This is a genomic window from Bradyrhizobium sp. USDA 4502, assembly GCF_054063355.1.
The window spans coordinates 8986286-9007942 of record NZ_JBSSGF010000001.1; the positions used below are offsets into that span (position 1 = coordinate 8986286).

Consider the following 21657-nt stretch of genomic DNA (forward strand, 5'->3'; position numbering starts at 1 on the left):
GAACTTCACACGCAGAGCGGTGGTTATGGGTCCCTGCTTTCGCAGGGACGACAGCGGAGTATGGAGCGACTGTATCGCCAACCTTACGTCGGCATCGGGATTCCCAATTCCTTCAGCGCGGCCATCATGCGCGCTGGCGGCTGCATCGGGATCACCATTGCCTTGCCGGTCTCCACGAGGCTCTTCAGGCTGGAGAGGATCGCCGGCCAGCCGGTGCGGCCGCCTGCGAGAATGTCGTCGCTGATCGGACGGTCATGCGATTGCAGGAGCGTCAGCTTCACGCCGTCGCCTGCCGGTTCGATCTCCCAGGTGACGAGCGTCGGCCCGAGCTTTTCGACCAGCTGCGGCCAGTTGACGTTGAAGGTGACGGTCAGCCGCTTCAGGGGATCGCACTCGATCACCTCGCCGGAGATGTGCAGCGCGCCGTCGGGCGTCCGCACGACGTAGGCGCCGCCGATCCGCAGGTCGACCTCGATCGCGTTGCCGGAGAAATACTGCCGGCTGAATTCGGCAGTCGTCAAAGCCTGCCACACCTTCTCGGGCGTGGCGGCGATGTAGATCGCGTAGACGATTGCCGGTTTGAATTTCTCGATGTTCATGTCTGTACGCACCCGTCGATAGATTTTCATTGTCATTCGAAGCCGTCGATCCCGAGCGCGGCCGGCGGGATCGTGACCGCCTTGCCGGTCTCGAGCAGGCTCTTGAGCCCCGACAGGATCGCCGGCCAGCCCTTGGAAATGCCGTCGAGCAGCTTGCTGCCCGCACCGAAGCCCTCATGGGTCACGGTCAGCTTCACGATCTTGCCATGGGCCTCCAGCGTGAAGACCACCTTGGTTGCCGGCTCCTTGCGCATGTCCTCGTCGAGCACGTGCTTGAAGGTGTAGGCGAGACGCCGCGGCCGGTCGGCCTCGAGGATCTCACCGGTGTCGGTGGTCTTGCCGCCCATCACCAGCGCGAGCGGCGAGCCGACCTTCCAGTCCGATTGTAGCTCGGTGTCGAACCAGTATTGCCGCGTGAACGCGCTCTTGGTCAGCGCGTCCCACAGTTTGTCCGGCGTGGTCTCGATGTAGGTGACGTAGGCGAATTCGGGCTTAGGCATGGTAGGCCTCCCTGGCGCCGCTGGTGAGCAGGTCGGCCGGCAGTTCGCGCCCGGTCTCCAGGAAACTCTTCAGGCTTGCGATCACCATCGGCCAGCCGCCGGAGATGTCGCGCAGCGTCTTCGGGCCGAGATTGTCGTGCGTCACGGTCAGCTTGACGACCGTGCCGTGCGGTTCGATGTCGAAGGTCACGCGCGAGACCTGCTCGCGCTCGACGCCTTCCTTCACGACGTCCCAGCTGTAGGCGAGCTTGTTCGAGGGATCTGCGATCAGCACCTCGCCCTGCACGCTGCGTCGCCCGTCCTTGGTAAGACAATAAAGCGAGCCGACCTTCCAGTCGGAACTGATGCGATAGCCGAACCAGAAGCGTTCGGTGAAGTCGCTCGATGTCAGCGCATGCCACAGTTTGTCGGCGGTGGTCTCAATATAGGTGACGTAGACGTAGTCCGGTTTACTCATCACGCTTCTCCAATTGTCTTTTCAACTCGCTCAGCGCGGCGAGTTTCCCGCGCTCGAACTTCCTGATCCACCGCTCGCCGATCTGATGGATCGGAACCGGGTTGAGATAGTGCAGCTTCTCGCGGCCATGCTTGATCGTGGTGACGAGGTTGGCCTCCTCGAGAATCACAAGGTGCTTGGTGACGGCCTGACGCGTCATGTCGAGGCCGTCGCAGAGCTCACCGAGCGTCTGCCCGTTCTGATCGTGAAGCCGGTCAAGCAGCGTTCGCCGTGAGGCATCCGCGAGGGCTTTGAAGACTTCATCCATGGGTCGGATAATAGGCAACCGAATGGTTGCATGTCAAGAGCGTGTGTTTTGGCATCGGCAGCACCGTGCTAGCTTCGCCGGCAGCCAACGCAGATTGGTGTGGAACATTGGGTGGTGCGCATGGGCGGTCGCGTTACGGCAGTTTGCTGCACGTTGGTTCTTGTCCTGCTCGCGAATGGTGCGAGCGCCCAGCAGAAGATCGGCGATCCGCCCGAGGCCTCCAACATGAGGCTGGTTGGAACCAACGATTTGCAGGCGCGCAGCGCCTATCAGCCGACCATCCATCATCAGGGCGACAGATGGATCGCCTATATCGGTCATCACGGCGGCACCGACGACATTCCCGATCCCGTCAACCCGGTGACCGGCAAGGCCGAGCCGAACGGCACCTCGATCGTCGACGTCACCGATCCCGCGCATCCGAAATATCTGCGGCACATTCCCGGACAGGAAGGCAAGTATGAATCGGGCGGCGCGCAGATGGTGCGGATCTGCGACGGCAAGGATTTGCCGAAGGGCGATCGCAACGCAGTCTACATGCTGCGCACCTTCGGCAGCGAGGCGCACGAGATCTGGAACGTCGCCGATCCCGCCAATCCGGCGCTCGTCACCCGGATCGGCGGCTTGAAGGACACGCACAAGAGTTTTTGGGAATGCAGCACCGGCATCGCCTTCCTGGTGTCGGGCGCGCCGGACTGGCGCACGCGGCGCATGACGCAGGTCTATGATCTCTCCGATCCCGCGCAGCCAAAGAAGATCAGGGACTTCGGCCTGCCCGGGCAGGAGCCGGGCGCGACCGGCGCGGTGCCGACCGAACTGCACGGGCCGATCTCGACCGGGCCAACGGGCAATCGCGTCTATTTCGGCTACGGCACCAACAAGGGCGGCTTCCTGCAGATCGTCGACCGCGACAAGCTGTTGAACGGACCGAAGGAGCCGACGCCGGACAATCTGAAATACCCGGAGATCGCGCGGATGCCGCTGTCCGCCATGAACGGCGCGCATACGGTGTTTCCGATGCCCGGCATGCCGATCGCCGAATTCGCCCACGACAAGGATGGCAAGAGCCGCGACATCGTGATGATCGTCGACGAGGCGATCCAGAACGAATGTGGCGAGGCCCGGCAGATGGTGTGGTTCGCCGACGTCACCACCGAGGCGCGGCCGATGCTGATCTCGAGCTACACGGTACCCGAGGCCTCCGGCGCGTTCTGCGCGCGCGGCGGCCGGTTCGGCTCGCATTCGTCGAACGAGAGCATGGCGCCGGTCTACTACAAGAAGCTGGCCTTCATCGCCTTCTTCAACGCCGGCGTCCGCGCGCTCGACATCCGCGATCCCTATCACCCGAAGGAAGTGGGGTACTTCATTCCCTCCATCACGGCGGCGACCGACAAGCGCTGCGTCACCATCGACGGCAAGGACCGCTGCAAGGCCGCGATCCAGACCAACAATGTCGAGACCGACGAGCGCGGCTACATCTATGCGGTCGACCGCGCCAACACCGGCCTGCACATCCTCGAACTGACCGGCGCGGCGCGCGCCGTCGCCGGTCTGCCGTGAGCACGCGATGATGCACTCATGGCGGGTCATCGCGGCGATGATCCTCGTGCTCGGCGGGCTCTCCGCCGTCGCCGGCTACGAGATGGCGCCGCCGCGCGCGGCCGCGTGGCGCGAGATCGGCTGGCCGTTTCCGCGCGACGGCTGGCCTGCCGGCCGGGCTTTCCGTTGCGGCGCGGCGGAGTGCGGTGACGACGTCGAGGTTTATCTCAGGCCAAAGCTCGGCTTCTGCAATTGCGACGGCGGCGTCGCCGATGACGACGAGGTCGATCGCGTCGCCGATGTCGACATGATCAGCCCGCGCTTTGTGCCGCTGAAGGCGGGCGATGTCGTTGCTGTCGCCGATATGCCGGGGCGGATCAGGGTCTATGATCTCGAGATGCCCAACGGGAAGCGCACTGCGATCGGCATCGCGGTGTCGCATCGCTGCGACCTGATGGCGGTCGCGGCGCAGGGGAGCGGCGATGCCGCGCGCGTGCAGCTAGCGACGTTGAAATTTCTGGAGGGGCAAGAGATCAGGTCATGGATGATCGCGGCCATGGAGGGCCGTTGAGCGTGATCTCTCTTCACCTCGCCCCGCTTGCGGGGAGAGGTCGGATCGCATCGCCAGATGCGATCCGGGTGAGGGGGGTACAGGTCTAACGGCCCGCACCGCCTGGCGGAGAGAGCCCCTCACCCCAACCCTCTAAGAGCGAGCTTCGCTCGTCTCGACCCCGCGAAGAACGGGGAGAGGCGGCGGGCCGCTTCCATGTTCGGCTCTTGCGTGCATAATGACGATAAGAAACAAACGAGCTCTCCCATGTCCCTGCAAGCCTATTTCGCCTTCGTCGCCGCCTGCATCGCGCTGGCGCTGCTGCCCGGTCCGATCGTCACGATGGTGATCGCCAACGGGCTGCGCTACGGCACGCGCGCCGCGCTCACCAACGTGCTGGGCGCGCAGGTCGGACTTGCGATCGTGATCGGCACCGTCGCGGTCGGGCTGACCTCGCTGATGGCGACGATGGGCTACTGGTTCGACTGGGTGCGCTTTGCCGGCGCCGCCTATCTGGTCTGGCTCGGCTTCAAGCTGATCCGCTCGCCGGTCGAGGGCGTCAGCACCGACGACACGCCGCCGCCGCCGCGCGGCGGCTTCTTCCTGCAAGGCTTTCTGGTGCTGCTCTCGAACCCGAAGGTGCTGGTGTTCTTCGGCGCCTTCATCCCGCAGTTCATGGATATGGACAAGCCGCACGTTCCGCAGGTGGCGCTGCTCGGCCTCACCTTCATGGCGACCGCCGTGCTGACCGACGCCGCCTACGCCTTGGCTGCCGGCCGCGCCCGCAAATTCTTCTCCAAGGAGCGGACCCGGCTGATGTCGCGCATCTCGGGCGGCTTCATGATCGGCGGCGGCATCTGGCTGGCGCTGACCCGGGCGCGATAGACCCGCTGGGCGATAGCCTCAAGGTCGTCGTTGACAATGCCGCCGATTTCCAGCCTGGGCAAGCAGCGCAGACGTTTGCTCTAGCCCGGAGGCCGTCAGCCGTGCTTTGATCGGCGACGAAAATTAACCCCTCGTCCGGGGGCATGTCTTTGACCACCGATAGCATGGATCGGCGTCTGGCAGCGGTTCTGGCGGCCGATATCGCCGGCTACAGCCGGCTGATGGGAATCGACGAGGAAGGCACTCTGGCCAAGCTGAAGTCGGTCAGGCGAGCGTTGCTGGATCCAGCGCTGGCGGCACATCGCGGCCGCGTCGTCAAGACGACCGGCGACGGAATCCTCGTTGAATTCGCCAGCGCCGTCGACGCGGTGCGCAGTGCCGTCGAAGTGCAGCGCCGCATGGCCGATCAGAATGCTGCCGTGCCAACGGAGCAGCGGCTCGAATTCCGAATCGGAGTCCACGTCGGCGACATCATCTTTGATGACAACGATATCTTTGGCGACGGCGTCAACATCGCAGCGCGCCTGGAGGGGATTGCCGAGCCGGGTGGCGTCTGCATTTCCGATGACGTGCAACGGCACATTCGCGGCAAGGTCGATGCGACCTTCGAGGACATGGGGCCGCAGGTCCTGAAGAATATTGCCGAGCCTATTCGGACATGGAGAGTTCGCGTCGGCGGCGCCTCCGCAGCGGCCGCGATCGCGAAGCACGCGTTCACTGCACCGGCTTCCCCAGCCGCGATTGCCGAGAAGGCCTCCATCGCGGTGCTGCCGTTCCAGAATATGAGCGGCGATCCGGAGCAGGAATACTTTGCCGACGGCGTCGTCGAGGACATCATTACCGCGCTGTCGCGCTTCAGATCGCTGTTTGTGATCGCGCGCAATTCAAGCTTCACCTACAAGGGGAAGTCCGTCGACATCAAGCAGGTCGGGCACGAGCTCGGTGTGCGATACGTGCTGGAGGGATCAGTGCGCAAGTCGAGCGGCCGCGTTCGGATCACCGCGCAACTGATCGAGGCCGGCAGCGGTACGCATCTCTGGGCGGACAGGTTCGACGGCGAACTGAGGGATGTGTTCGACCTGCAGGACCAGGTCACCGCGAATGTCGTCAGCATCATAGCTCCGAAGATCCAGCAGAGCGAAATCGAACGAACCCGAACCAAGCCGACCGACCGTCTCGATAGCTACGATCTCTTTCTGAGAGGCATTGCGGCCTATGCAGATCGCTCCAAGTGGGGCGACGCTGAACTCGGCGAGTGGTTCAACAAGGCCTGCGGGCTTGATCCGAACTATGCAGCCGCTCAGGTCATGCTGGCCTATTCGTCGCTGCTGAAACAGACCACGCGCGGCACGCCCCCCGGCGCGGAGGAGTTGGCGGAGGCGCTGCGGATCGCCGGGCTCGCCTGCGCGCTAGCCAGCGACGATCCGTTCGTGCTGGCGCGCGCGGCTCACATGTTTGCCTATCTCGGCCACGACTACGATCGCGCTGAGACCATGATCGAAGAGGCGATCTCGCTCAATTCGAATGATGCTGCGGCGTGGGGATATCGCGGCTGGATTTCGCTCATGTGCGTCCAGCCGGCACGCGCGATCGAAAGTTTTGAGCACAGACTCCGGCTCAGCCCGATCGATCCCGGGCGGGCGTCCATGTGGAACGGAATCAGTTTCGCGCATTTCATGCTCGGTCAGTATGAGCAGGGCCGTGCGGCCGCCGCCAAGGCGCTGGTCATCGGCGAAGACGCGCACACGCTCAGCGCGTTGATCATGAACGAGGTCGGCTCGGGGCGCCTCGACGAGGCGCGCGTCATCGCCGGCCGGCTGCTCAAGCTGCGGCCCGATTTCCGCGCGTCCTACGCGCGGCAGAATTTTCCGACCAGATCCGCCGAATGGGGCGACCGCATGGTCGCCGTGCTGTGTGAGGCCGGCATACCGGCGTAGGAATTCCTGGATCTATGCATTCCAGACGCGACGCTGTCTCGAGGCCGCGAATGGGCGCTTGATCCTACGCCACGATCCGCTCGACCACGTCGCGCACCAGGCCCGTCAGCAGCTCGAGCTTGTATCCGGTCATCGGCAGCGGCCTGGCTCCCGAGATCGCCAGCTCGGTGGCTTGCGCGATGGTCGCCGCGTTAATCTGCTTACCCTGCAGCGCCGCCGCGGACGCGGTCAGACGCAGCGGGACCGGGGCGATGCCGCCGGCGGCGATGTGGACCTGCTGGAACGCGCCGCCGGAGATCACCGCCCGCACGCAGATCTCGACCAGCGGCCATTCCGCATGCGTCCGGCTGATGGCGCGCTTGTACAGCGCGCGCTCGCCGGCCAGCGGAACGGGGAGCTCGATCCGCTCGATGCGTTCGCCCGGTGCAAGCAGATTGTCGGCCGCGCCGTTGCTGCCGTCGCCGAGCAGCTCGGAGATCGACAAGCCGCTGCGCCGATCGGTGGTGACCTTCGCATCATAGGCGAGCAGCGCCATCGCCATCGTCGACGGATGCGGCGCGACGCATGGGCCGAGATCGAACGCGACGTGATAGAGGTGGTTGCCGGATCGCGCCGGGCAGTCGGCGCCACCCTTCTTGAGGCAGGCGATCTGCGGATTGCGGAAATACCAGCAGCGCGAGCGCTGGGCGAGATTGCCGCCGAGTGTCGCCATGTGCCGGATCTGCGGCGTGGCGAGGCCCTGCGCGGCGGCGGCGATGCCGGGGTAAGCCTCGGCGAGCCGCGGATCGGATGCGATCGCAGCGATCGTGGTCAGGGCGCCGATGCGGGCCGAGCCGTCCGCATTCGACGCAACACCGATCGTATCGGGACTGGCGGCGAGATCGATGATCGAGCCGCACGACAGGCCGCTGCGGCGACGCTCCGACAGATCGGTGCCGGCGGCGCGGAATTCGGGCGCGGATATGACGTCTGCAGTCGCGACACTCATGCGGCATCCCTCCTTTTCAGCGCGGCGACGATGCGATCGGGCCGGATCGGAATCTCGGTGAGGCGGACGCCGATCGCGTTGTGGATCGCGTTGGCGACGGCGGCCGAGGTCGGCACCGTCGACGCCTCGCCGATGCCGACGCTGTTGCCGAGCACATGGTCGAAGCCGGCTTCGTCGAAATGGACCTCGATCTCCGGCGTGTCGGCGATCCCAGGGATGCGATAATCCTCCATCCCCGCGGTCAGAACGTCGCCGGTCTTCGGATCAAGCTCGCGCGCCTCGTAGAGCGCGTAGCCGAGGCCCTGGATCACCGCGCCGCAAGCCTGGCTGCGCGCCAGCGCGGGCGCTGCGATCTTGCCGACCGCGATGCCGGTATGCACGTTGAGCACGCGGACATGGCCGAGCCAGGTGTCGACCTCCACCTCGATGACCTGCACCGAGCTCGGCACGCCGGCGCCGACCGCGATGTTCGAGAAGCGGCGCATCATCCAGCCGAACACCATGCCCATCAGGCCGACTTCGCGCAGCGGCGAGCGGATGCCGGGCGCGGTGTTCTTGCCGTCCTCGCCGCGCGTCTCCACCATTGCGATGTCGGGCGAGCGCGCGATCAGCTCGCGCCAGGGCGCGTTCGAGCCGGGCGCCGGCTTTCGCGTGGCCTGTTCGAGCATCGCGGCCTTCAGTTTCCGCACCGCCTGCAGCGTCGGCGGCATCACCGAGGCGGTGACGCGGCTGCCGCCGGAGCCGGGGCCTTCGGGCAGCGAGGAATCGCCGATCCGCACATCGATCTCGCCGGGTTCGAGATCGAACTCGCGCGCGATCGCGTCGGCAAGCACGCTGCGGGTGCCGGTGCCGATGTCCTGCGTCGCCGTGCTGGCGACGATGCGGCCGCCCTTGACCGCGACCTCGACCTTCACCTTCGGCTGCCACAGATAGAGCCAGTAGCCCGTGGCGACCCCGATGCCGCGGCGATAGCGGCCGTTCTGCGCCGGCTTGCGGTTGCGCCAGATCTCGAGCCCTGATGCCCAATCGTAGAGCCGCTGCCGGTTGGGATCGGGATCCCAGCGCTTGCGCAAGGCGATCGGATCGACGTTGAGCCGCAGCGCGGCCTCGTCGATCGACTGCTCCACGGCGAATGCCATCGGCGGACCGCCGGGGCCGCGGAAGGCGGCGCCGGGCGGCAGATTGCTGATGACGTCAAAATCCGAAAGGTCCTTCGCCTCGGCCGGATAGATCAGCCGCGCCAGTCCCGCGATGGTCGAGTTGGTCGCGGCCCCGGTATCGGCATGCGCGGTGACCGAGAGCGCCTTCAGGCCGCCTTGCTCGGAAGGTAGCAGCGCGACCTTCAACTCCGCGGCCGGCCGATAACCGGCGACCGAGAGTTCTTCCTGGCGATCATAGGCGACCCGCACCGGCGCTTTCGCCGCGCGGGCCAGCTCGATCGCGGCGATCGTCTCGGTGCCGAGGCTCGCTTTCGAGCCGAAGCCGCCGCCGACGTGCTCCGCGATCACGCGGACCTTGTCGTGATCGAGCTTGTAGCGTTTTGCGATCTGCTCCTTCAGGTGAAACACCTGCTGGGTCGAGGCGTGCAGGGTCAGCCGGTCGCCGTCGAAGCGCGCCACCGCGGCGTGGGGCTCGAGACAAGCATGCTGCTGCGTGGCGGTGCGGAAGGTGGCTTCGACGAGTAGCTTGTTGTTGGCCTGGCGCGCCTCGTCCACCCAGTTGCGGGCCTTCTTGGCGCGGGTCGAGAACACCGCGGTCGGCCCGCGGACGTTCTGCTTCCAGGGCGCCGGCCCGCCGGCCGCTTCCGAGACGTTGCCGGCCCGCTTGCGGCTCGCCTTGTCGAACACCACGGGCGCATCATCCTTGCGTCCGGCGTCGAGCCCGACCACGGCGGGCAGGCGCTCGCTGGTCAGCTTGATCGCGGCCAGCGCGGCCAGCGCCGTCTTGCGATCGCGGGCGGCAACCGCCGCAATCGGCTCGCCGACATAGCGCACGACACGGTCGTCGCCGAGCAGCGACACCGCGGTAACGCCGGGGAGCGCGCGCGCCGGCGCCAGATCGAGCGTGGCGATGCGCGCATGCGCCTCGCGCGAGCGCAGGATCAGGCCTTCGAGCTGGCCGTCATGATGGATGTCGACGGTGTATTTCGCCGCGCCCGTCACCTTGTCGCGGGCCTCGATGCGGGGCGCCGTGACATGATCGCCGTCGAAACGGCCGGCGCAGGCATCCGCCACCGCACGGAAGATCCCGTCATAGGCGCCGCAGCGGCAGAGATGACCGGACAGCGCCGCGCCGATCTCCTCGCGCGACGGCACCGCCGTTCCCCTGGTCGCGCGCCAGCGGTCGCAGAACGCGGTCGCTTCCACGATGAAGCCGGGCGTGCAGAAGCCGCATTGCAGGGCGTCATGCGCCATGAACGCCTTCTGCACCGGATGCAGCCCGGACGCGCCGATGGCTTCCACCGTCGTCACCGATTTGCCGGCGGCGGCGTGCGCCGGCATCAGGCAGCTTGCGACCGGCGCGCCGTCGACCAGCACGGTGCAGGCGCCGCAGACGCCGGCGCCGCACACCAGCTTGGTGCCGGTTAGCTTGAGCTGGTCGCGCACGATGTCGATCAAGAGCGCATCGGGATCATCGGGCAGGGATTCGACGCGGCCATTGACGGTCGTCGTGCTCATGGATGTCCTCCAGTTGTCCTGCGGGTCGGCCTCTTGGGGATTGCCGCCTTCTTGACGGGCGGCTTCTGCGATTTCGGTAGCGCGCCGGCGCAGAGCGTCCGCACCATGATCGCCATGTCCTTCAGGAACGCATCCGCCGGCTGCATCGCCGGATATTGCGACTTCGCTGCGTACATCGCCATCTCGACCAGCCGCGCGAATTCGGCCGGCGAGAGGTCCTGCGGCAGCGCGAGCTGCTGCTTGCGCACGATCCGCGTGATCGTCGCGACCATGCGCTCCGCATAGCGCGCGGCGTAGGTCTGGTAGAGGTCGCGCGCGTGCACGAGGTGCTCGGAATACAACTCCTCGAGATGCGGCGAGCCGTCCAGCGAGCCGATCATGGTCGACATCCGTGCGGTCATGCCCGCGGCGAGGATGTCGCCGAGATCGCCGCCCGCGGTCTCCGCCGCGGCAAGGGCGGTCTCCTCGGCCGCGATCGCGGACTCATGCACGCGCTCGATCACGGCACGGAACAGCGCTTCCTTGGATTCGAAGTGGTGATAGAGCGCCTGCCGCGTCAGGCCGGCCGCCTCGGCGACCTGCTCGATCGAGGAGCGGCGAAAGCCGTGCCGGCGGAACACCAGCATGGTGGCATCGAGGATGCGGGTTTTCGGTCCCATTTGACGATTTTGACAAATATGGAAAAACTGTCAAATCGCGATTTGGTGAGGAGGCGGTGCTGGGGCTTGATCACCATTCCGCGAGGCCGCCGCGCGGCCCGCGTCCGTGTGAACCGCCTTTCGAATGGTCGCGTCGAAGAAACGTGGAGCTCCAAAGATGACCTTCTGGTCCGGAGCTTGCGAGGATACGCACATGACCCAGGTCTTTTTCCATTGCTCGACCACGCACGGGGTGCTGATGGATCGCCGCGGCACCTCGGTGACCAGCCTCTCGGAGGCCTGCGAGGCGGCGACGTGCATGATGCGATCGCTTGTCGCAACGGTCAGCCTGGAAGACTGGCGCGACTGGGTCGTGCATGTCAGCGACGACGCCGGCGAGGAGATCCTGATCCTGTCCTTCGCATCCGTGCTCGGCAAGCCGCACTGAGAGGGCGCCATGCTGTCACCGCACGCATCATTGCTCGCTCTGCGCGACGGCTGGAACGCGATCACGACGGGCTTGCAGAACCTGATCGCGCGAATTCGCGATCCCTACCGGCCCGAGCTGCACTACATGCGCGGACCGGGTCCCAAATGGCATGCGAAGCACGCCGTTCAAGCCGCGCCGGCCGGTTGAGCGCGGCGCTGTTCAGCTCTCGCTTCTCGCCGGGCGGTGCATCTCGCGCCGCCACGCCGCCGGGCTGACGCCGACCACGGCGGAAAACACCCGCGTGAAGTGGCTTTGATTGGCGAAGCCGGCCGAAATCGCGATCTCGGACAGCGACAGGTCGCGCGCCGCCATCAGTTGCTTGGCCACCTTCAGGCGCTGCTGAAGCAGCCATTGGTGCGGTGGCAGGCCGGTGGAGATGCGGAAGGCGCGCGAAAAATGGCCGACCGACAGATCGAGCTCGGCCGCGATCTGCTTCAGCGAAATCTTCCCGCTGAGGTCGGATTCGAGCTTTTCGCAGGCGCGGTTGATCTGCCAGGCGGCGAGGCCGCCACGGGTCGGTCCGGTCGGATGTTGTATTCCGCCATAGGTCCGGGTGACGTGCGCGGTCAGCGCCAGCATCATGTGATCGATGAACAGCTGGTTGGTTTCGTCCGGCCGGCGCAATCCCTCGCGCAGCAGCGCCCCGACGTGACGAATGACGCCATCGTCGTGACCGGTGCCGATTTCGCAGGACAGTTCACCGATGCGCGGCGAGCCGGTCTGTTCGGCGAAATCAGTGAGCGCCGAGCGCGGCAGATAGAAGAACAGCGAGTGGAACGGCTTGTCGATCACGTAGCGCGGATCGCGTTTGAGATCGTAAAGATAGGTCGCGCCCGCCGGGATATCCCGCTTCATGAGGCACTTGCCGCCCTCCCACAATTCGCAGTCCGGATAATCGTGCAGCTTCAGGCTGACCAGAAAGGCATCCTCGGCGGTGAGCGATCCGGACAGCCCGGGCACCGGGTTGTCGTCCCGGGTTTCGGTGACCGCGAGTTCGGCGCTGCGCAGCGTGCGCGTGATCAGCGCCGGCGGCGTATCCCTCAGGCGTAGGAATTGCCCGAGCCGCTGCCCGTAGGCGCCCGCCTGTGCCATGCGTGTTGAGTCCATCATTGATGTGCAGCCGGGCAGGGACTTGTCAGTCAGCCTGCGAAGCCGTCACTCATTATCCGGGATTGCTGCGGCGCAGTCCAGTTGTCTCACGCGATCATGAACGATGCTGCCGGTCGTTCAGCGCAATGCGATTCCGGAATGAATTCAACTGCTTTGGTCCAATCGACCGTGCCGGACGCAGAAATGTCGCAGCCGCGCGCTTGGCGCAGAATTGGGCAAAGCATGGCCGTTTCAGGAAAGACATTCGAACCGCGCGGCGCTTAGGTCCGGCGGGCAGTTCCGCGCCTCATGGGTCCGACAGACCGGCCCGCAAGGAGGGAGCGCATGAGCCTTCAAACGCGAGCACAGGTGATGAGTAAGCCGATCCTGCACGATCCTTTGCGGGATTCGCCCGCCGCATCCGATGCGCGGCAGGCCGAGGCGCCGGCCGGTCCGCGCTGCCCGGCCGGCCAGGAGATGGCCCGCGTGCTCAAGACGCAGCCGCTTCGCATGGCGGCCGACCCGTCGAGCGGCGCGATCGCCTATTGGAAGCATGACGCGCTGCACGACGTGGTCAGGCCGATGGTCGACCACGTCGTCATGAGCTATCCCGCAGGCTCGCAGCGGCTGGAGCGGCGCACCGGCAGGGTGGCTTCGATCGGAACGGCCCGGTCCGGGGTCGTGACGATCATCCCGGCCGGCTCGAGCTCGCGCTGGGATATTCACCAGTCGGTGCATGTCGTTCAGCTCTATCTTCCGCATGCGACGCTGGCGCGCGTCGCCGGCGAGGCCGACACCGCCGCTCCCGGCGATCTGCTGGAGCGCACCGGGCATCCCGATCCGATTACATCGCGGTTGCTGCTGAGCGCCGCTGATGCACTCGAGGGCAGCGCGGCGCTGGATGCGCTGTTCCGGCAGCAACTGACGGATCTTTTGGCCACGCGCCTGCTGTCGGCGCACGCCGGCGTGCCTGCGACCGTGCAGGTGACCGTAGGCGGTCTTGCGCCGACGGCGCTGCGCCGCGCCATCGAGCGATTGCGCTCGGACAGCGATGCGGACGTCTCGCTCGCGGCGCTGGCGGCGGACGCCGGCCTGTCGCGCTTTCACTTCTGCCGCGCATTCAAGGAAAGCACCGGGCTCTCGCCGCATGCCTGGCTGCGCCAGCACCGGCTCGAGCAGGCCATGAACATGCTGCGCGACACCGACGCATCCGTGGTCTCGATCGCGGCGGCGCTCGGCTACAGTTCGCAGACCGCGTTCGCGGCCGCATTCAGGAAGCTGACCGGCGAAACCCCGAGCGATTGGCGGCGCCGTCTGCGGTAGAGCGTTTTCGAGCAAAGAACCGAAAATGCTCTAGCCGCAATCGCTCTTCAGGTCAGGCAATCGCTCTGGGGCACTCATACGGCCAATTCGCTAGATCACCGTGGCGCCCACGCCAACAACGGAGACAAGCGATGGCCTGGAAGGATTTCGGTAGCTCCCTTGCAGTCACGCGGCGACGCCGGGTTCTCGCGACTGCACTGATGTACGGGCTTACGCTCACCGTCCGCTTCACGTCGGCAACCGGCGAGGATGCCGATGCGCCGGCGCAGGCCGTTCAGGGCGCCGATGCCATGACGTCGGTGATGATCAGCGACGCCGCCCAGGCGCTCTACCGCGATTGGCTCCCGAGCGCCGCGCTGCCGATCGGCCTTCACCATGGAGCGCTGTCGGGCGCGAGAGGCTGCCGCGCAGCCTGCATGCCCGGGGCGCGCACGCCGTTCCTGTCGAGCTGCGCCCGGCAATAGGCGCTCGCCTTTCCACCTCTTCGCGTCGCCGATCGCGACAGGCTTCGCCGCAAGCGGCAGGCAGCGACGGCAACGCGCGGACATCAGAGACTGTCAACCCAGAGGAGATACCCATGCGAATTGTCATCATTGGCGCCGGCTTTGCCGGCATGTATGCCGCGCTCTCCGCAGCCCGCCTGCGCGACATCAAGGGCGTTTCGCCCGAGGAGCTCGAGATCGCCCTGGTCGCGCCGGAGCCGACCCTGGTGGTCCGCCCGCGGCTCTACGAGCCGAAGCCGGAGACGCTGACCGCGCCGCTGCTCGACGTCTTCAACGCGATCGACGTCGTCTATGTGCAGGGCAGCGCCGAAGCCGTCGACACCAAGGCCCGCACCGTACAGATCGTCACCGCCAAGGACGCGCGCAAGACGCTGCCTTATGATCGCCTTGTGGTGGCGACCGGCAGCCGGCTGTTCCGTCCGAACGTACCCGGTCTCGCCGAGCATGGCTTCAGCGTCGACAATCTTGCGGATGCGATCGCGCTCGACCGCCATCTGCACGACCTCGCCAGGCAGCCGGCATCAGTGGCACGCGACACTGTCGTCGTTGCCGGCGGCGGCTTCACCGGCATCGAGGCGGCGACCGAGATGCCGGCGCGGCTGCGCGAGATCCTTGGCAAGGACGCCAAGCCGCGCGTCGTCATCGTCGATCGCAACGCCGCGATTGCACCCGACATGGGCGAGGGCCCGCGCCCGATCATCGAGGACGCGATGCGCAAGCTCGGCGTGGAAGGCCGCTTCGGTGCCGGCGTCGCCGAGGTCAGCAAGTCCGGCGTCACGCTCTCCAGCGGCGAGCATATCGAGGCCGCGACCGTGGTCTGGGCGGCGGGCATTCGCGCCGCGCCGCTGACCACGCAGATCCCGGCGGAACGCGACAATTTCGGCCGGCTGCTGGTCGATCGTGATCTGCGCGTGCCGTCGGTCGCGGGCGTGTTCGCCACCGGCGATGCGGCGCGCGCTGCATGCGACGATGTCGGCAATTACGCGCTGATGTCGTGCCAGCACGCGACGCGGATGGGCGCCTTTGCAGGCAACAACGCCGCGGCAGAGCTGCTCGGTGTCGCGACCAAGCCGTATCACCAGAAGGCCTATGTCACCTGCCTCGACCTCGGCGAGGCCGGTGCGCTGTTCACCCGCGGCTGGGAGCGCAAGGTCGAGATGGTCGGCGATGTGGCCAAGAAGACCAAGCGGGAGATCAACACCGTCTGGATCTATCCGCCGCGCGCCGAGCGTGCCGCGGCGCTCGCATCCGCCGATCCGGAGCACGTCACCGAAGTCTGACGCTGAGCTCGGCGAGAGCACCGCAACTGCGATCATCGCTTCCGCGCACGGCGTCGTTCGATCGCTGTGCGCGGAACTGACTCGAAGTATCGCGGAGCGAAACGCAGTTTAGAATCGTCCTTAGAAGCGCTCGAAAAATCTGAGGCGCATTGACGCAGTTTCGCTGCGTTCACGTTGCGAGCTCGCAACACCATCGGCGATAAGCCCAACACTGGATGTGTTCTAATCACCGATCAGCTGCGTACGTCTTTCATCGTGTTAGTGACGGCGAGGATGAAGGCGATGTGAGTTGACGGGGGTCGGATGTTTCGTCGCACTGCGCTGGCGGCCGGGTACATGGCTGGCAGCGGTTTGTTCGCGCTGAGTGTGGTGACGCCGCGTGAAAGCGTTGCGCAATCGGCGCTGCCGCCGGTGACGGTCGAGGCGCCGAAACAACAGCAGCAGGCGCGGCGGACGCTGCCGGCGCGACGCGCGGCGCGTCCTGCACGTACGACGCCGCGATCGATCGCGAACCGGGCGCCCGCGCAGAACGTTCCAGCACCGGGGGCAGGTGGCGGCGGAGAGCGCGGCAACGGCCCGGTCACCGGTTATCTCGCCAGCCAGAGCGTCACCGCAACCAAGACCGACAGCCCGGTCCTGACGACGCCGCAGTCGATCTCGATCGTCACCCAGGATCAGATCCAGGCGCAGGGTGCGCAGAACATCACCGAAGCGCTGCGTTACACGCCCGGCGTGACGATCGAGAGTTTTGGCGCCAACGCGTTCTTCGACGAGTTCAAGCTGCGGGGCTTCACCGCGCCGCGCTATCTCGACGGGTTGCGGCTGCCGACCGACACCACGACCTTCGCGGTCCCGCGCATCGAGACCTATGGTCTCGAGCGCATCGAGGTCCTGAAGGGGCCGTCATCCGGCCTGTATGGACAATCCGATCCGGGCGGCCTGTTGAACCTGGTCAGCAAGCGGCCCACCGAGACGCCGCATTACGAGATCGAGGGATCGTTCGGCTCGTTCGATCGCTTCCAGGGCGCCTTCGATATCGGCGGTCCGGCCGACAAGGACGGCCGGTTCCTTTACCGCATCGTCGGCCTTGGCCGCGACAGCAACAGCCAGACCGACTTCGTTCAGGACAACAAGCTGTTCATCGCGCCGAGCTTCACCTGGCGCCCGACCTACGACACCAGCTTCACCGTGCTCTCGCAGTACCAGAAGGTCGACAACAAGGGTTACCAGCAATACGTCCCGGGACAGGTGTCGTTCCTGCCCAACCCCAACGGACATATTCCCTACAGCCGTTACCTCGGCGAGCCCGGGCTGGATGGCTATCATCTCGAGCAGTTCGCGGTCGGCTACGCGTTCGAGCATCGCTTCGACAACATCTTCCAGTTCCGGCAAAACCTCCGCTACACCCAGGTCAGCAACGACCTCGCATCGGTGCGGACCGAGGGCATGGTGACGGATCGTCTGGTCGCGCGCACCTACAACTACGTCAAGGCCAACGCCGCCAATGTCGCGCTCGACAATCAGCTGCAGGCGGATTTCGCCACCGGGCCGCTGGTCCACAAGGTGCTGGCCGGCGTCGACTACTTCGATCTGTGGGCGAACACGGACTATCGCACGACGCCGATTGCGCCGATCGATGCCTATAGTCCGGTCTACGGCACCGCCGTTCCGTCAGCCAGCTCGCTGGCGCCTTTCATTCTGCGCGACGACAGGCAGTCGCAGCTCGGCGCCTATCTGCAGGATCAGATCAAGCTCGATCGCTGGACGCTGACCATGAGCGGCCGCCAGGACTGGGTCAGCTCCGGCTTCACCAGCATGGCGTTCTATCCGCCGGCCGGCCACTATTCGCGCGATGACTCGGCGCAAACCGGGCGCATCGGCCTGAGCTACCTGTTCGATATCGGCCTCGCGCCCTATGTCAGCTACGGGACCTCGTTCACGCCCAACCTCGGCGCCGACAGCGCCGGCCGGTCGTTCAGGCCGACGACGGGCGAGGGCGCGGAAGTCGGCGTCAAGTTCAAGCCGAACGGCTCGAACTTCATGGTGACGGCGGCAGCGTTCGATATCCGTCAGCAGGACGTGCTGACCGCCGATCCGTTGAACCCGCTGTTCAACGTGCAGACCGATGCCGTGCGTGTCCGCGGCCTCGAGCTCGAGCTGAAGGGCAATCTCACGCGCGAGCTCGAGATCACGGCGGGATACACCCATCTCGATCCGCGGGTGACGACGAGCATCGCCGGCTATGCCGGCAAGTACATGATGAACACGGCGCAGGACCAGGGCGCGGTCTGGGGCAAGTATACCTGGTATGACGGCGCGCTCGCGGGCCTTGGGCTCGGCCTCGGCGTGCGCTATGTCGGCGAGACCTACGGCGACAACCTCAATACCTTTGTCATTCCCTCCTATGCCTTGCTCGATGCGTCGGTCAGCTACGACTTCGCTTATCTGCGGCCGGACCTGAAGGGCTGGAAGGCACAGGTCAACGTGACCAACCTGACCGATCACTTCTACGTTGCATCCTGCCTCACCGGGCTTCCCTATTGCGGCCTCGGCAATGGCCGCACGGTGCTGGGCACGATGAAGTACACCTGGAACTAGGTAACGAAATTGACTGCGACGACCAGATCCTTGCGGCGATGGGGCGCTGTCCATAAATGGACCAGCCTTATCTGCACGTTGTTCATGCTGCTGCTCTGCATCACCGGCCTGCCGCTGATCTTCCACGAGCAGATCGACGATCTCCTGCACAGCCAGGTCAAGCCGCCCGACGTGCCGCCAGGCACGCCGCCGGCCAATCTGGACCGTCTGCTCGGCAACGCGTTGGCGCAGGCACCCGGAAAGGTGCCTCACTTCCTGATCTGGGATCGCGACGATCCGAGCGCGATGTTCGTCAGCGTCGGTCCGACCATCGATGCCGATCCGACCAACAATTTGCTGATCCGGATGGATACGCATAGCGGCGCCTATCTCGATGCGCCCGATGTGACCGGCCGCTTCACCTACATCATGTTGAAGCTGCACACCGACATGTTCGCAGGCCTGCCCGGCAAGCTGTTCCTCGGATTGATGGGGATCCTGTTCTGCGTCGCGATCATCTCCGGCATCGTGGTCTACGCGCCGTCGATGCGGAAACTGCGTTTCGGCGCCTATCGCGCGCAGCGGACCCGCGTCGTGCGCTGGCTCGACGTCCATAATCTCGCGGGCATCCTGCTCGTCGCCTGGACGCTGGTCGTCGGCTTCACCGGGGTCATCAACACCTGGGCCGACCTCGTGCTCAAGATGTGGCAGTTCGGCCAGCTCGCCGAAATGACGGCGCAGTACAGGGACCGGCCGGTGTCGTCGAAGCTGACCTCGCTGAATGCGGCGGTCGAAGTGGCCACCCATGCGGTGCCCGGCATGACGCCGAGCTTCGTTGCTTTCCCGGGAACCCTGTTCAGCAGCAAGAGCCACTACGCCGTGTTCCTGCATGGCGATACGCCGCTGACCTCGCGGCTGCTCAAACCGGCGCTGATCGACGCGGAAACCGGCAAGCTGACCGACACAAGGGACATGCCCTGGTATGTGACGACCCTGTTCGTCTCGCAGCCGCTGCATTTCGGCGACTATGGCGGCATGCCGCTCAAGATCGTCTGGGCACTGCTCGACATCCTGACCATCTTCATCCTGGTGACCGGCGTGTATCTGTGGATGCGCCGCCGCAAGGCGGGCGTGAGCCAGGAACGCGCGATCGCCAACGCCGCCTCCCTCGACAACCCCGCATTATCGTCGTGACGCCAGCATGGTCTCGCATCGTTCATTGACCCAGATCTTCGCCGCCCCGCTCGTCATCGCGATCGTGAGCACGGTCGGATTGATCAGCGCGCTGGTCGGCGACGGCTGGTGGGATGCGGTCTCGTGGGCCGGGCTCGGCCTGCCTGTGCTGCTCTATCTGGTGTTCATCTGGCGGCGCCAGCCGAATTGATCGGGTTCGCCTGATCGCGCTTCGAACCGGCCGGGCAATCAGCAAAGCCGGTCCAATCGGAATATGCCGATCCCTGCGGTGTCTCATCCGCGGAGATGCGCAAGAAGCCGTACCGGCAACCGAACAAGCAGTCGCGGCCGCGCAGGTGCCTGGCGTGCGGCATCGGGCTTCACTCCGGGAGCCCCGCCATGCGTAGCGGGTTGACCAATGCGTCCAGGTCGCCCTGTCGACGATACGGCAGCAGCCCCGCCCAGCGGGCCAGGCTGAAATTGGGGTGGCCCGCCAGCAAGTCGCTTGAGATCATCCGCGCTTCATCTTGCCGGCCGAGATTCCAGAGCGCCGCTATGAGTGTCGACTGCGCGGTCAGCCAGAGCGGCCGCTGCCTCAGCACGCGGGAGGCTATATCGTGCGCCGCCGCGAAATCTCCGAGATGAAATCTTGCGCGCGCTTCGTCCACCATCGATTCGTTGCGCTCAATCGGACTGAGCCGTTGGGCGTGTTCCTCGTAGAGGACGGCCTTTCGGAAATTGCCGGCGTAGCCATGGTACATGCCCGCCATGTGATGGGCGTCAGAGCTGCTGGGAGCGAGGCTGATCGCCGTTTCTCCTGCTGCCACAGCCTCATCATGACGACGTTGATAGGTACGAACATAGCCGATCACCAGGTATGCTTCCCCGAAGCTCGGGTCGGCGGCGAGAGCCCGATCAGCGCAGCCCAGTGCGGCTTGATACGCTTCATTTTCATCCTTGATCCAACCGAAGCGCGCCTGGTCGGTCAGGGTCAGACCCAACAAGTAGAGCGCCGGCATAAACGAGGCATTGATCTCCAGCGCCTGTTCAAAAAGCTTCCGGGCCTGTGCGTGAGTTTGCCTTGCGAAATTAACGTACAGGGCGCGTCCCTTTAAGACATACTCATAAGCCAGCGGACTGCCCGAGCGCTTTCTCCACACCCTTGCGCGTTCGCCGACCGTCAACTGGACCTCGAGCGCTTCGACGATCTCTTGCGTAATTCGGTCCTGGAGATCGAACACGTCGTCCAGGTCTCCGTCAAAGCGATCCGCCCAGAGATGGCCGCCGTCTCGACCATCAATCAACTGCGCCGTCAACCTGATGCGATTGCCGATCTTTCGAACGCTCCCCTCCAGCAGATAACGAGCACCCAGGATCTGCCCGATTTCGCGAATGTCCCGGTTCTGCCCCTTGAACGCGAAGCTCGAGTTGCGAGCTATCACCATCAATTCCTGTATCTTTGACAGGGTCGTAAGGACGTCTTCCGCGATCCCGTCCGCGAAATACTCCTGCTCGCTGTCGCCGCTCATGTTCTGAAACGGCAGCACCGCGATGGAGGGCTTTCCCGAAAACGGGCGCACGTGATGCGATTCGGCGGGAGTTGGATGGCGCTCAGGCGAAGGTCTGGCGCCAATCTTCATTCGCCAGGCGCGGATCGGCTCAGTGATGTTTTTCAGATTCTGTTGGCCCATGTCTTCGAAGGCTGCATCGACCTTGCTCCGGATCTGCCGGTAGGCGTCGTCAGACAGGCATATGCCGCCCGGGTCCGCGATGTTCTCCAGCCGCGCGGCGATGTTGACGCCGTCGCCGAAGATGTCGTCGTTGTCGATGATGATGTCGCCGACGTGAATGCCGATGCGAAATTCGATCCGCTGCTGTTGCGGTGCGGATACGTTGAGCTCCGCCATCCTGCCCTGAACCTCTACAGAGCTGCGCACTGCATCGACGGCGCTGCCGAATTCGACAAGCATGCCGTCGCCGGTCGTTTTGACGATGCGGCCTCGATGAGCGGCGATCGTTGGATCAATGAGATTCTTTCTGGCCGCCTTGAGCCGCGCGAGCGTGCCTTCCTCGTCCGCTCCCATCAGGCGACTGTAGCCGGCGACATCTGCCGCCAGCACTGCTGCCAGTCGCCTTTCCACTCG

At 65.3% G+C, this 21657-nt stretch carries 21 protein-coding genes; 12 read left to right on the plus strand and 9 right to left on the minus strand.

The window, feature by feature from the left end; genetic code table 11:
- Positions 1-83: 83 nt before the first annotated feature.
- From ACVW1B_RS41965 to ACVW1B_RS41980, 4 genes are read right to left on the minus strand one after another with little or no spacing between them, the layout of a single operon-like run.
- Positions 84-599 (minus strand): SRPBCC family protein, encoded by a 516-nt coding sequence (locus ACVW1B_RS41965; protein ID WP_456793793.1) that lies wholly within the window; start codon positions 597-599, stop codon positions 84-86.
- A 32-nt stretch (positions 600-631) separates the two neighbouring features.
- Positions 632-1099, minus strand: coding sequence for an SRPBCC family protein (locus ACVW1B_RS41970; protein ID WP_057018077.1), 468 nt, complete (start codon positions 1097-1099; stop codon positions 632-634).
- Positions 1092-1556 (minus strand): SRPBCC family protein, encoded by a 465-nt coding sequence (locus ACVW1B_RS41975; RefSeq protein WP_253604166.1) that lies wholly within the window; start codon positions 1554-1556, stop codon positions 1092-1094. Before ACVW1B_RS41975 ends, ACVW1B_RS41970 begins: the two co-directional genes overlap by 8 nt.
- Positions 1549-1863: an ArsR/SmtB family transcription factor gene (locus tag ACVW1B_RS41980; RefSeq protein WP_028343393.1), complete on the minus strand. Its 315-nt coding sequence runs from the start codon at positions 1861-1863 to the stop codon at positions 1549-1551. Before ACVW1B_RS41980 ends, ACVW1B_RS41975 begins: the two co-directional genes overlap by 8 nt.
- Before the next feature lie 120 nt (positions 1864-1983).
- Between ACVW1B_RS41980 and ACVW1B_RS41985 the strand changes: the two genes are divergently transcribed.
- The 4 genes from ACVW1B_RS41985 (at position 1984) to ACVW1B_RS42000 (ending at position 6774) form a co-directional block, all read left to right on the plus strand.
- Positions 1984-3423 carry an LVIVD repeat-containing protein gene (locus ACVW1B_RS41985; RefSeq protein ID WP_456822965.1) on the plus strand — a complete coding sequence of 480 codons (1440 nt, stop codon included), beginning with the start codon at positions 1984-1986 and terminating at the stop codon, positions 3421-3423.
- A gap of 7 nt (positions 3424-3430) precedes the next feature.
- Positions 3431-3973, plus strand: a complete 543-nt coding sequence (locus tag ACVW1B_RS41990; RefSeq protein WP_456793795.1) for a hypothetical protein — start codon at positions 3431-3433, stop codon at positions 3971-3973.
- Positions 3974-4219: 246 nt separating this feature from the next.
- Positions 4220-4837: a LysE family translocator gene (locus tag ACVW1B_RS41995; RefSeq protein WP_028333127.1), complete on the plus strand. Its 618-nt coding sequence runs from the start codon at positions 4220-4222 to the stop codon at positions 4835-4837.
- A gap of 164 nt (positions 4838-5001) precedes the next feature.
- Positions 5002-6774, plus strand: a complete 1773-nt coding sequence (locus tag ACVW1B_RS42000) for an adenylate/guanylate cyclase domain-containing protein (RefSeq protein WP_456822966.1) — start codon at positions 5002-5004, stop codon at positions 6772-6774.
- Between the two features lie 64 nt (positions 6775-6838).
- Here the strand turns inward: ACVW1B_RS42000 and ACVW1B_RS42005 are convergent, their stop codons facing one another.
- Genes ACVW1B_RS42005 through ACVW1B_RS42015 form a run of 3 tightly spaced genes read right to left on the minus strand, consistent with a single transcriptional unit; the run spans position 6839 to position 11099 of the window.
- Positions 6839-7762, minus strand: a complete 924-nt coding sequence (locus ACVW1B_RS42005) for an FAD binding domain-containing protein (protein ID WP_456793797.1) — start codon at positions 7760-7762, stop codon at positions 6839-6841.
- The gene (locus tag ACVW1B_RS42010) at positions 7759-10440 is read right to left on the minus strand and encodes a molybdopterin-dependent oxidoreductase (protein WP_456793798.1); all 2682 of its coding nucleotides are present in this window, start codon (positions 10438-10440) and stop codon (positions 7759-7761) included. The genes ACVW1B_RS42005 and ACVW1B_RS42010 overlap by 4 nt, the downstream gene beginning before the upstream one ends.
- Positions 10437-11099, minus strand: a complete 663-nt coding sequence (locus ACVW1B_RS42015; protein ID WP_310879691.1) for a TetR/AcrR family transcriptional regulator — start codon at positions 11097-11099, stop codon at positions 10437-10439. The genes ACVW1B_RS42010 and ACVW1B_RS42015 overlap by 4 nt, the downstream gene beginning before the upstream one ends.
- A gap of 193 nt (positions 11100-11292) precedes the next feature.
- Between ACVW1B_RS42015 and ACVW1B_RS42020 the strand changes: the two genes are divergently transcribed.
- On the plus strand, positions 11293-11526 hold the full coding sequence (locus ACVW1B_RS42020; protein WP_253604146.1) for a DUF6894 family protein: 234 nt from the start codon (positions 11293-11295) through the stop codon (positions 11524-11526).
- Positions 11527-11535: 9 nt separating this feature from the next.
- The gene (locus ACVW1B_RS42025) at positions 11536-11715 is read left to right on the plus strand and encodes a hypothetical protein (RefSeq protein ID WP_456793799.1); all 180 of its coding nucleotides are present in this window, start codon (positions 11536-11538) and stop codon (positions 11713-11715) included.
- A gap of 12 nt (positions 11716-11727) precedes the next feature.
- Here the strand turns inward: ACVW1B_RS42025 and ACVW1B_RS42030 are convergent, their stop codons facing one another.
- The gene (locus ACVW1B_RS42030; RefSeq protein WP_456793800.1) at positions 11728-12660 is read right to left on the minus strand and encodes a helix-turn-helix domain-containing protein; all 933 of its coding nucleotides are present in this window, start codon (positions 12658-12660) and stop codon (positions 11728-11730) included.
- A 369-nt stretch (positions 12661-13029) separates the two neighbouring features.
- Here ACVW1B_RS42030 and ACVW1B_RS42035 point away from each other — a divergent pair, with 369 nt between their 5' ends.
- The 6 genes from ACVW1B_RS42035 (at position 13030) to ACVW1B_RS42060 (ending at position 19724) form a co-directional block, all read left to right on the plus strand.
- The gene (locus tag ACVW1B_RS42035) at positions 13030-13980 is read left to right on the plus strand and encodes a helix-turn-helix transcriptional regulator (protein ID WP_253604140.1); all 951 of its coding nucleotides are present in this window, start codon (positions 13030-13032) and stop codon (positions 13978-13980) included.
- A gap of 131 nt (positions 13981-14111) precedes the next feature.
- Positions 14112-14444 (plus strand): hypothetical protein, encoded by a 333-nt coding sequence (locus ACVW1B_RS42040; RefSeq protein ID WP_253604139.1) that lies wholly within the window; start codon positions 14112-14114, stop codon positions 14442-14444.
- A 113-nt stretch (positions 14445-14557) separates the two neighbouring features.
- Positions 14558-15763 (plus strand): NAD(P)/FAD-dependent oxidoreductase, encoded by a 1206-nt coding sequence (locus tag ACVW1B_RS42045; protein ID WP_253604137.1) that lies wholly within the window; start codon positions 14558-14560, stop codon positions 15761-15763.
- A 303-nt stretch (positions 15764-16066) separates the two neighbouring features.
- Positions 16067-18361 (plus strand): TonB-dependent siderophore receptor, encoded by a 2295-nt coding sequence (locus ACVW1B_RS42050; RefSeq protein ID WP_456793802.1) that lies wholly within the window; start codon positions 16067-16069, stop codon positions 18359-18361.
- A 30-nt stretch (positions 18362-18391) separates the two neighbouring features.
- A complete protein-coding gene (locus ACVW1B_RS42055; RefSeq protein WP_456823094.1) occupies positions 18392-19534 on the plus strand; it encodes a PepSY-associated TM helix domain-containing protein in 1143 nt (380 codons plus the stop codon).
- Positions 19535-19541: 7 nt separating this feature from the next.
- Positions 19542-19724 (plus strand): hypothetical protein, encoded by a 183-nt coding sequence (locus tag ACVW1B_RS42060; RefSeq protein WP_016839685.1) that lies wholly within the window; start codon positions 19542-19544, stop codon positions 19722-19724.
- A gap of 169 nt (positions 19725-19893) precedes the next feature.
- On the opposite strand, the gene ACVW1B_RS42065 is transcribed toward ACVW1B_RS42060, so the two are convergent.
- Positions 19894-21633 carry an adenylate/guanylate cyclase domain-containing protein gene (locus tag ACVW1B_RS42065; protein WP_456793803.1) on the minus strand — a complete coding sequence of 580 codons (1740 nt, stop codon included), beginning with the start codon at positions 21631-21633 and terminating at the stop codon, positions 19894-19896.
- Positions 21634-21657: the final 24 nt, after the last annotated feature.

Bases quoted from the DNA above. Each gene is read 5' to 3' on its own strand.
- ACVW1B_RS41965 (WP_456793793.1), bottom strand. From the start codon at position 599: ATGAACATCGAGAAATTCAAACCGGCAATCGTCTACGCGATCTACATC.
- ACVW1B_RS41970 (WP_057018077.1), bottom strand. From the start codon at position 1,099: ATGCCTAAGCCCGAATTCGCCTACGTCACCTACATCGAGACCACGCCG.
- ACVW1B_RS41975 (WP_253604166.1), bottom strand. From the start codon at position 1,556: ATGAGTAAACCGGACTACGTCTACGTCACCTATATTGAGACCACCGCC.
- ACVW1B_RS41980 (WP_028343393.1), bottom strand. From the start codon at position 1,863: ATGGATGAAGTCTTCAAAGCCCTCGCGGATGCCTCACGGCGAACGCTG.
- ACVW1B_RS41985 (WP_456822965.1), top strand. From the start codon at position 1,984: ATGGGCGGTCGCGTTACGGCAGTTTGCTGCACGTTGGTTCTTGTCCTG.
- ACVW1B_RS41990 (WP_456793795.1), top strand. From the start codon at position 3,431: ATGATGCACTCATGGCGGGTCATCGCGGCGATGATCCTCGTGCTCGGC.
- ACVW1B_RS41995 (WP_028333127.1), top strand. From the start codon at position 4,220: ATGTCCCTGCAAGCCTATTTCGCCTTCGTCGCCGCCTGCATCGCGCTG.
- ACVW1B_RS42000 (WP_456822966.1), top strand. From the start codon at position 5,002: ATGGATCGGCGTCTGGCAGCGGTTCTGGCGGCCGATATCGCCGGCTAC.
- ACVW1B_RS42005 (WP_456793797.1), bottom strand. From the start codon at position 7,762: ATGAGTGTCGCGACTGCAGACGTCATATCCGCGCCCGAATTCCGCGCC.
- ACVW1B_RS42010 (WP_456793798.1), bottom strand. From the start codon at position 10,440: ATGAGCACGACGACCGTCAATGGCCGCGTCGAATCCCTGCCCGATGAT.
- ACVW1B_RS42015 (WP_310879691.1), bottom strand. From the start codon at position 11,099: ATGGGACCGAAAACCCGCATCCTCGATGCCACCATGCTGGTGTTCCGC.
- ACVW1B_RS42020 (WP_253604146.1), top strand. From the start codon at position 11,293: ATGACCCAGGTCTTTTTCCATTGCTCGACCACGCACGGGGTGCTGATG.
- ACVW1B_RS42025 (WP_456793799.1), top strand. From the start codon at position 11,536: ATGCTGTCACCGCACGCATCATTGCTCGCTCTGCGCGACGGCTGGAAC.
- ACVW1B_RS42030 (WP_456793800.1), bottom strand. From the start codon at position 12,660: ATGGCACAGGCGGGCGCCTACGGGCAGCGGCTCGGGCAATTCCTACGC.
- ACVW1B_RS42035 (WP_253604140.1), top strand. From the start codon at position 13,030: ATGAGTAAGCCGATCCTGCACGATCCTTTGCGGGATTCGCCCGCCGCA.
- ACVW1B_RS42040 (WP_253604139.1), top strand. From the start codon at position 14,112: ATGGCCTGGAAGGATTTCGGTAGCTCCCTTGCAGTCACGCGGCGACGC.
- ACVW1B_RS42045 (WP_253604137.1), top strand. From the start codon at position 14,558: ATGCGAATTGTCATCATTGGCGCCGGCTTTGCCGGCATGTATGCCGCG.
- ACVW1B_RS42050 (WP_456793802.1), top strand. From the start codon at position 16,067: ATGTTTCGTCGCACTGCGCTGGCGGCCGGGTACATGGCTGGCAGCGGT.
- ACVW1B_RS42060 (WP_016839685.1), top strand. From the start codon at position 19,542: ATGGTCTCGCATCGTTCATTGACCCAGATCTTCGCCGCCCCGCTCGTC.